The organism is Amycolatopsis kentuckyensis, assembly GCF_002155975.1.
Classification (GTDB): domain Bacteria; phylum Actinomycetota; class Actinomycetes; order Mycobacteriales; family Pseudonocardiaceae; genus Amycolatopsis; species Amycolatopsis kentuckyensis.
The window spans coordinates 1-8,016 of record NZ_MUMI01000679.1; the positions used below are offsets into that span (position 1 = coordinate 1).

The 8,016-nt window shown below is 72.0% G+C and carries 10 protein-coding genes; 8 read left to right on the forward strand and 2 right to left on the reverse strand.

The features are described from left to right. The 7 genes from CCN39_RS45475 to CCN39_RS45505 all read left to right on the forward strand — a co-directional run. Positions 1–1,179 (forward strand): acyl-CoA carboxylase subunit beta (locus CCN39_RS45475; RefSeq protein WP_086853128.1); only part of this gene is annotated, 1,179 nt, incomplete at its 5' end. Positions 1,180–1,186: 7 nt separating this feature from the next. Beyond that, entirely contained in the window at positions 1,187–3,136 is a 1,950-nt protein-coding gene (locus tag CCN39_RS45480; RefSeq protein ID WP_086853130.1) for an acetyl/propionyl/methylcrotonyl-CoA carboxylase subunit alpha, read from the forward strand. Beyond that, entirely contained in the window at positions 3,133–4,299 is a 1,167-nt protein-coding gene (locus CCN39_RS45485; protein WP_086853132.1) for an acyl-CoA dehydrogenase family protein, read from the forward strand. The genes CCN39_RS45480 and CCN39_RS45485 overlap by 4 nt, the downstream gene beginning before the upstream one ends. Positions 4,300–4,309: 10 nt before the next feature. Beyond that, positions 4,310–5,143, forward strand: coding sequence for an SDR family oxidoreductase (locus CCN39_RS45490; RefSeq protein ID WP_086853134.1), 834 nt, complete (start codon positions 4,310–4,312; stop codon positions 5,141–5,143). Beyond that, positions 5,140–5,736 (forward strand): TetR/AcrR family transcriptional regulator, encoded by a 597-nt coding sequence (locus CCN39_RS45495; protein ID WP_086853136.1) that lies wholly within the window; start codon positions 5,140–5,142, stop codon positions 5,734–5,736. The genes CCN39_RS45490 and CCN39_RS45495 overlap by 4 nt, the downstream gene beginning before the upstream one ends. 9 nt (positions 5,737–5,745) lie before the next feature. Continuing rightward, positions 5,746–6,114: a winged helix-turn-helix transcriptional regulator gene (locus tag CCN39_RS45500; protein WP_086853138.1), complete on the forward strand. Its 369-nt coding sequence runs from the start codon at positions 5,746–5,748 to the stop codon at positions 6,112–6,114. 98 nt (positions 6,115–6,212) lie between these two features. Further along, positions 6,213–6,608 (forward strand): nuclear transport factor 2 family protein, encoded by a 396-nt coding sequence (locus CCN39_RS45505; protein ID WP_086853140.1) that lies wholly within the window; start codon positions 6,213–6,215, stop codon positions 6,606–6,608. Position 6,609: 1 nt separating this feature from the next. On the opposite strand, the gene CCN39_RS45510 is transcribed toward CCN39_RS45505, so the two are convergent. Continuing rightward, positions 6,610–7,260 (reverse strand): response regulator transcription factor, encoded by a 651-nt coding sequence (locus CCN39_RS45510; protein ID WP_086853142.1) that lies wholly within the window; start codon positions 7,258–7,260, stop codon positions 6,610–6,612. Then, positions 7,257–7,832: a histidine kinase gene (locus CCN39_RS45515; protein ID WP_086853144.1), complete on the reverse strand. Its 576-nt coding sequence runs from the start codon at positions 7,830–7,832 to the stop codon at positions 7,257–7,259. The genes CCN39_RS45510 and CCN39_RS45515 overlap by 4 nt, the downstream gene beginning before the upstream one ends. Here CCN39_RS45515 and CCN39_RS49845 point away from each other — a divergent pair. Further along, positions 7,773–8,009, forward strand: coding sequence for a sensor histidine kinase (locus CCN39_RS49845; protein ID WP_158104614.1), 237 nt, complete (start codon positions 7,773–7,775; stop codon positions 8,007–8,009). The two genes, CCN39_RS45515 and CCN39_RS49845, sit on opposite strands and share 60 nt — an antisense overlap. Positions 8,010–8,016: the final 7 nt, after the last annotated feature.

Sequence of the window (8,016 nt, forward strand, 5' to 3'; positions counted from 1 at the left end):
GTCGAGTCCGGCGGCGCGGACCTGCCGACGCAGAAGGAGATCTTCATCCCGGGCGGCCGGATCTTCCGCGACATCACGCGGGCCTCGGCCGCGGGCTGCCCGACGATCGCGCTGGTCTTCGGCAACTCCACGGCCGGTGGTGCGTACCTGCCGGGCATGTCGGACTACGTCGTGATGGTCAAGGAACGGGCCAAGGTGTTCCTCGGCGGGCCGCCGCTGGTCAAGATGGCCACCGGCGAGGAGTCCGACGACGAATCGCTCGGCGGCGCCGAGATGCACGCGCGGACCTCGGGCCTGGCCGACTACCTCGCCGTCGACGAGCAGGACGCGATCCGCCTCGGCCGCAACATCGTGAAGCGGCTCAACTGGACCAAGCAGGGGCCGACGCCGAAGCCGGACTACGCCGAGCCGCTGTACGACGCCGAGGACCTGCTCGGCATCGTGCCGACCGATCTCAAGGTGCCCTTCGACCCGCGCGAGGTCATCGCCCGCGTCGTCGACGGCTCCGACTTCGACGAGTTCAAGCCGCTCTACGGCTCTTCGCTGGTCACGGGCTGGGCGAGCATCCACGGCTACCCGGTCGGCGTGCTCGCCAACGCCCAGGGCGTGCTGTTCGGTGAGGAGTCGCAGAAAGCCGCGCAGTTCATCCAGCTGGCCAACCAGATCCACACGCCGCTGGTGTTCCTGCACAACACGACCGGCTACATGGTCGGCAAGGAGTACGAGCAGAGCGGCATCATCAAGCACGGCGCGATGATGATCAACGCCGTCTCGAACTCGAAGGTGCCGCACCTGTCCGTCCTCATGGGAGCGTCCTACGGCGCCGGGCACTACGGGATGTGCGGCCGCGCCTACGATCCCCGCTTCCTGTTCGCGTGGCCGAGCGCGAAGTCCGCGGTGATGGGCCCGGCCCAGCTGGCCGGCGTGCTGTCCATCGTGGCCCGCGCGGCGGCCGAAAGCCGTGGCCAGGAGTACAACGAGGAGCACGACAAGGCCATGCGGGCCATGGTCGAGGGCCAGATCGAAGCCGAGTCCATGCCGATGTTCCTCTCCGGCATGCTCTACGACGACGGCATCATCGACCCGCGCGACACCCGCACCGTGCTGGGGCTGAGCCTGTCCGCGATCCACAATGGACCAGTGAAGGGCGCCGAGGGCTTCGGCGTCTTCCGGATGTGAGCGAGCGATGATCCAGAACCTGCTGGTCGCCAACCGCGGCGAGATCGCCCGCCGCGTCTTCCGCACCTGCCGCGACGCCGGGATCGGCACGGTCGCCGTGTTCTCCGACGCCGATGCCGCCGCACCCCATGCGCTGGAAGCCGACGCGGCCGTCCGGTTGCCCGGTAACGCGCCGTCCGAGACGTACCTGCGGGCGGACCTGCTGGTCAAGGCCGCGGCCGAGACCGGCGCCGACGCCGTCCACCCCGGGTACGGCTTCCTGTCCGAGAACGCCGCGTTCGCGCGGGCCGTGCTCGACGCCGGGCTGACGTGGGTCGGGCCGCCGCCGGAGGCCATCGAGACGATGGGCTCCAAAGTGGAGTCCAAACGGCTGATGGCCGCCGCGGATGTCCCCGTGCTGTCCGAACTGGACCCGTCGTCGGTCACCGAAGACGACCTTCCGTTGCTGGTCAAGGCGTCCGCGGGGGGTGGCGGCCGCGGGATGCGCGTGGTCCGCTCGCTCGGCGAGCTGGCCGAGGCGGTGGAAGGCGCCAGTGCCGAGGCCGGGTCCGCGTTCGGCGACCCGACCGTCTTCTGCGAGCGGTACCTGGAGACCGGACGGCACATCGAGGTCCAGGTGCTCGCCGACGCCCACGGCACGGTGTGGGCGGTGGGGGAGCGGGAATGCTCCATCCAGCGCCGGCACCAGAAGGTCGTCGAGGAGGCGCCGTCGCCGTTCGTCGACGCGGCCATGCGCGAGGAGCTGTTCGAAGCCGCGCGCAAGGCCGCCAAGGCGATCGACTACGTCGGCGCGGGCACGGTCGAGTTCCTCGCCGGGCCCGACGGCCGGTTCTACTTCCTCGAGATGAACACGCGGCTGCAGGTCGAGCACCCGGTCACCGAGAACGTCACGGGCCTCGACCTGGTCGCCCTGCAGCTGCGGATCGCCGAGGGCGAGCGCCTGCCGGCCGATCCGCCGCCGACCGTGGGGCACGCCATCGAGGTCCGGCTCTACGCCGAAGACCCGGCCGCGGGCTGGCAGCCCCAGAGCGGCACGCTGCACACCCTGGACGTGCCCGATGTGGACCGCCGGTTCGGCCACGGCCCCGGCCTCCGGCTGGACTCGGGGTTCGAGAGCGGGTCCGTCGTGGGCGTCCACTACGACCCGATGCTCGCCAAGGTCATCACCTGGGCGCCGACCCGCGCCGAAGCCGCCCGCCGGCTCGCGAAGGCCCTGGCGGCGGCGAAGATCCACGGTGTCGTCACCAACCGCGACCTGCTGGTCAACATCCTGCGGCACGAAGCCTTCCTGGCCGGGGAGACCGACACGGCGTTCTTCGACCGCCACGGTCTCGACACCCTGGCCGCGCCGCTGGCCACGCCCGGCACCGAACGGCTCTCGGCGCTGGCCGCGGCGCTCGCGGACGCGGCGGGCAACCGGGCGTCGGCGACCACGCAGGGCCGGTTGCCCAGCGGCTGGCGCAACGTCCGCTCGGCCGGGCAGCGCAAGGTCTTCACCGTCGCCGACCGCGAGTACGAGATCGTCTACTCGCTGACCCGGGACGGTCTTCGCGCGGAAGGCTTCGAGGCCGGGTTGGTCAGCGCCGAGCCGGGCCGGGTCGTGCTCGAAGTGAACGGCGTGCGGCGCACCTTCGACGTCGCCCGGCACGACGGGGTGTCCTACGTGGACTCTGCCCTCGGGTCGGTGGCACTCGGGGCGCAGCCGCGGTTCGCCGACCCGGATGCCGCGCTGGCCGCCGGGTCGCTGGTCGCGCCGATGCCGGGCACCGTCGTGCGGCTCGCCGTGCAGGCCGGGGACCCGGTCAAGGCCGGCGACCCGCTGCTGTGGCTCGAAGCGATGAAGATGGAACACCGGATCGCCGCCCCCGCCGACGGCGTGGTGGCGGAACTGCCGGTGACAGTGGGACAGCAGGTCGAAGTGGGCACGATCCTCGCGGTGGTGGGAGAAGCGGAATGAACGCCATGAACTTCATCGAGCCGGAAGAGCGGATCGCGCTCCGGAAGGCCGTCGCCGAACTCGGGGCCAAGTACGGGCACGAGTACTACGCGCGCAAGGCACGCGCGGACGAGAAGACCCACGAGCTGTGGGACGAGGCCGGCCGGCTGGGCTACCTCGGCGTCAACATCCCCGAGGAGTACGGCGGCGGGGGCGCGGGCATCGCCGAGCTCGCCGCGGTGCTCGAAGAGCTGGCGGCCGCGGGCTCGCCGTTGCTGCTCATGGTCGTCTCGCCGGCCATCTGCGGCACCGTGATCTCCCGCTTCGGCACCGACGAGCAGAAGAAGCAGTGGCTGCCCGGCATCGCCGACGGCACCAAGCGGATGGTCTTCGCGATCACCGAGCCGGACGCCGGGTCGAACTCGCACAAGATCACCACCACCGCGCGGCGGGACGCCGGCGGCTGGGTCCTCAACGGCCGCAAGGTCTACATCTCCGGGGTGGACGAGGCGGACGCCGTGCTCGTCGTCGGCCGCACCGAGGACGCGAAGACCGGCAAGCTCAAGCCCGCGCTGTTCATCCTCCCGACCGGCACGCCGGGCTTCGAGTACACGAAGATCCCGATGGACATCGTCGCGCCGGAGAACCAGTTCTCGCTGTTCCTCGACGACGTCCACCTGCCCGGCGAGGCGCTGGTCGGCGAGGAGGACGCGGCGATCGCGCAGCTGTTCGCCGGCCTCAACCCGGAGCGCATCATGGGCGCGTCGTTCTCGCTCGGCATCGCCCGGTACGCGCTGGCCAAAGCCGTCGGCTACGCGAACGAGCGGAAGGTCTGGGGCGCGCCGATCGGCACCCACCAGGGCCTCGCGCACCCCTTGGCCGAGATCAAGATCGAGCTGGAACTCGCGAAGCTGATGACGCAGAAGGCGGCGTCGCTCTACGACTCCGGCGACGACTTCGCCGCGGGCGAGTCGGCCAACATGGCGAAGTACGCCGCCGCCGAGGTCGCCATCCGCGCGACCGACCAGGCCGTGCAGACCCACGGCGGCAACGGCCTGGCCACCGAATACGGCCTCGGCACGCTGGTGACGGCGGTGCGGCTGGGCCGGATCGCGCCGGTGAGCCGCGAGATGGTGCTCAACTTCGTCGGCCAGCACAGCCTCGGCCTGCCGAAGTCCTATTAGGAGGTTCGCGGTGGCTACCTTGCAAGGCAAGACGATCATCATGTCCGGCGGCAGCCGCGGCATCGGCGAGGCTATCGCGCTCCGGGCCGCCAGGGACGGCGCGAACGTCGCGCTGCTGGCCAAGACGGGTGAGCCGCACCCGAAGCTGCCCGGCACGATCCACACGGCGGCCGAGGCGATCGAAAAGGCGGGCGGGCACGCGCTGCCGATCCTCGGCGACGTCCGCGACGACGACGGGGTCGCGGCCGCGGTGGCGAAGACCGTGGAGCAGTTCGGCGGCATCGACATCGTCGTGAACAACGCCAGCGCGATCGACCTGACGCCGACCGAACAGGTCAGCATGAAGCGCTACGACCTGATGCAGGACATCAACGCGCGCGGCACGTTCCTGCTGTCCAAACTGGCCATTCCGCACCTTCGGCGGTCCGCGAACGCGCACGTCCTGACGCTGTCGCCGCCGATCAGCCTCGACGAGAAGTGGTTCACCGCCGGGCACCTCGCCTACAGCATCGCCAAGTACTCGATGAGCCTGGTGACCGTGGGGCTGGCGGCGGAGCTGCGCGCGGACGGTGTCGCGGTCAACTCCCTGTGGCCGCGGACCACGATCGACACCGCGGCGATCCGCAACGTCGTCGGCGCGGAGCTGGCGTCGCGCAGCCGGACGCCGGAGATCATGGCCGACGCCGCGCACGTGATCCTCACGAAGCCGAGCCGGGAGGCGACCGGCCAGTTCTTCCTCGACGACGAGGTGCTGCGCGCTTCCGGCGTCACGGACTTCTCGAAGTACCGGGTCGGCGGGTCGGAAGCGGACCTCCAGCTCGACTTCTGGGTGGAACCGGCTTGACCGGCATCCGCGAACCCCAGCAGGAGCGCAGCCGCACCACGCGGCGGCGCCTGGTCGAGGCCGCGCTCGACAGCTTCGGCGAGCGCGGCTGGCACGGCGTGACGGTGGCCGGGATCGCCGAACGCGCGGGCGTCTCCCGCGGCGCGGCCCAGCACCACTTCCCGGCCCGCGAAGACCTCGTGGTGGCGGCGGTCGACCTGCTCGGCGAGGCCCAGATCGACGAGCTCCGCGCCCAGGCGGCCGACCTGCCCAGCGGCGCGTCCCGCATCGAGCGCGTCGTGGAGATGGTGCTGAACCTGTACACCGGCCCGCTGTTCCGCGCGGCGTTGCAGCTGTGGTCGGTCGCGGCGACCGACGACGCACTGCGGGACGTGCTGGTGCCGCTGGAAGCCCGGGTCGGCCGCGAGGCGCACCGGGTGACGGTCGAGCTCCTCGGCGTCGACGAGTCCCGGCCCGGGGTGCGCGAGCTGGTCCAGGCCACCCTCGACCTGGCCCGCGGGCTCGGCCTGGCGAACCTCCTGACGGACGACACGCGCCGGCGTCGCCAGATCGTGCGCGAGTGGGCCCGGACCCTGGAGCTGCGGCTGACCTAGGGTGAGGCCGTGCCCGAACACCCTCCGCTCAACGTGCTCTCGGCGACCTGCCCCTCCCGCACGTCGCTCGCCCGGATCGCCAACAAGTGGACGGCCATGGTGGTGATCGCCCTCAGCGGCGGCCCGCTGCGCTTCGGCGACCTGCGCGCCGCGGTCGAGGGCATCAGCGGCAAGGTCCTCACCGAAACCCTGCGCGACCTCGAGCGCGACGGGCTCGTCGAGCGGCACGCGTACGCCCAGGTGCCGCCGAGGGTCGAGTACGAACTGACCGCGCTGGGCCGCACCTTGCACGCGCCCCTGCAGGCGCTGGGCCGCTGGGCCGAGGAACACATCGACCAGGTGCTCGTGGCCCGCGAGGCCTACGACGCCCGGCCCTGACTGTGTCGGCGGTCACACGCGCCAATGGTTACGTTGAGGTAACCGGCTACTGAAGGTGACGATCGAGCCATCACTCGAAATCCGGAAGGAACGATCCGATGGCCGATCCCGCCAGTGTGGTCCGCACGTACTTCGAAGCGTTGTCCGCCAAGGACTTCGCCACCGTCGCCGGGATGTTCGCCGACGACATCCGGTGGCACCAGCCGGGCGGCAACCGGTTCTCCGGCACCCACGACGGTGGCGCCGCGGTGGGCGAACTGCTCGCCGGCATGACCACGGTCAGTGAAGGGACGTTCGAGCTCACGCTGACCGGCCCGCTGATGGTCAACGGCGCCCTGGTCGCGGCCCCGATCCACTTCACCGCGAAACGCGAGGGCGCGGTCCTCGACCAGGACGGCGTGGACGTGCTGCGGGTCGAAGACGGCCGGATCGCGGAAGCGTGGCTGTTCTCCGGCGACGCGGCCGAAGAGGACGCCTTCTGGGGCGCGGCCTGAGTCAGCGGCCGTCCACGAGGCCGTGTTCGTAGGCGTGGATCACCAGGTGGACCCGGGTGCGCAGGCCGAGCTTGGCGAGCATCCGGGCCACGTGCGTCTTGACCGTGCCTTCGCCGACGACCAGGGCGCCGGCGATCTCGGCGTTGCTCATGCCCTTCGCCACGTGCCGCAGCACTTCGAGTTCCCTCGGGGTGAGCCGGTCGAGGCCGTCCGGCGGGCGGCGGGGTGCGGGCTCGGCGAACCGGCGGAGGGTGCGGCGGGTGACCTGCGGGTCGAGCAGGCCCTGGCCCTTCGCCGCCGCGCGGACGGCGTCGACCAGCAGCGCCGGTTCGCTGTCCTTGAGCACGAACCCCGCCGCGCCCGCCGCGAGCGCGCCGAACAGGTACTCGTCGACGTCGAAGGTGGTGAGCGCGACGACCGCGGGCGCCGGGTTGACCGATTCGCCGATCCGGCGGATGGCGGCGATCCCGTCCAGGCGCGGCATGCGGAGGTCGAGCACCACGACGTCGACGCCGCCGTATCGGGCCTTTTCGACGGCTTCGGCGCCGTCGGCGGCTTCGCCGACCACCTCGATGTCGTCTTCGGCGTCGAGGACCAGGCGCAGGGCCCAGCGGACCGGCTCCTGGTCGTCGGCGAGCAGGGTGCGGATCATCGCGGGAGCCGGGCTTCGACGCGCCAGCCGGTCGGCGTGTTGGGGCCGATCGTCACGGTCCCGCCGAGCAGCCGGGCCCGCTCGCGCAGCCCGCGCAGGCCGCTGCCTTCGGCCGGGCCGCCGGGAACGGTGGAGCCGTTGTCCGCCACGGTGATCACGACGGCGTCCGGGCGGTGGTCGACGCCGAGGTCCACGCGGGTCGCGTCGGAGTGGCGCAGGACGTTGGTCAGCGCTTCCTGGGCCACCCGGTAGCCGGCGTGGTCGAGCAGCGGCGGCACGTCCGGCGATCCGCGCCGGGTGAGGGTGACCGTGCGGCCCGGGCCGGTGGCGCGCTCGACCAGGGTGTCCAAATCGGACAGTGAGCTGCCCGTGCGGGGCAGCACGGCCCGCACTTCGGCGAGGGCGGTGGCCGAGGCGTCGGCGATGGTGGCCAGCGCCCGGTCGGCGGCCGGCGGCAGCTCGCGGGCGACGTGCCGGACGGCGGTGGCCTGCAACCGGATGACGGTGAGGTGGTGCCCGACGGCATCGTGCACCTCCCGGGCGACCCGCGCGTGCTCCTCGGCGACGACCACCGCCCGGACGCCGTCGTGATCACCGTGGCGGACAACGGCTCCACCGTTCCCGGCGGCCCGGCCGAAGGCAGCGGCCTGCGCGGGCTGCGCGAGCGGGCCCGGCTGCTCGGCGGGACCGTGACGATCGGCCCCAACACGCCGACCGGCTGGCGCGTCGAAGCCCGGCTCCCGCGATGATCCGCAC

What these genes read in the sequence shown, in the direction of transcription:
- CCN39_RS45510 (WP_086853142.1), bottom strand. Translation starts at nt 7,260, where the DNA reads ATGATCCGCACCCTGCTCGCCGACGACCAGGAGCCGGTCCGCTGGGCC.
- CCN39_RS45480 (WP_086853130.1), top strand. Translation starts at nt 1,187, where the DNA reads ATGATCCAGAACCTGCTGGTCGCCAACCGCGGCGAGATCGCCCGCCGC.
- CCN39_RS45485 (WP_086853132.1), top strand. Translation starts at nt 3,133, where the DNA reads ATGAACGCCATGAACTTCATCGAGCCGGAAGAGCGGATCGCGCTCCGG.
- CCN39_RS45505 (WP_086853140.1), top strand. Translation starts at nt 6,213, where the DNA reads ATGGCCGATCCCGCCAGTGTGGTCCGCACGTACTTCGAAGCGTTGTCC.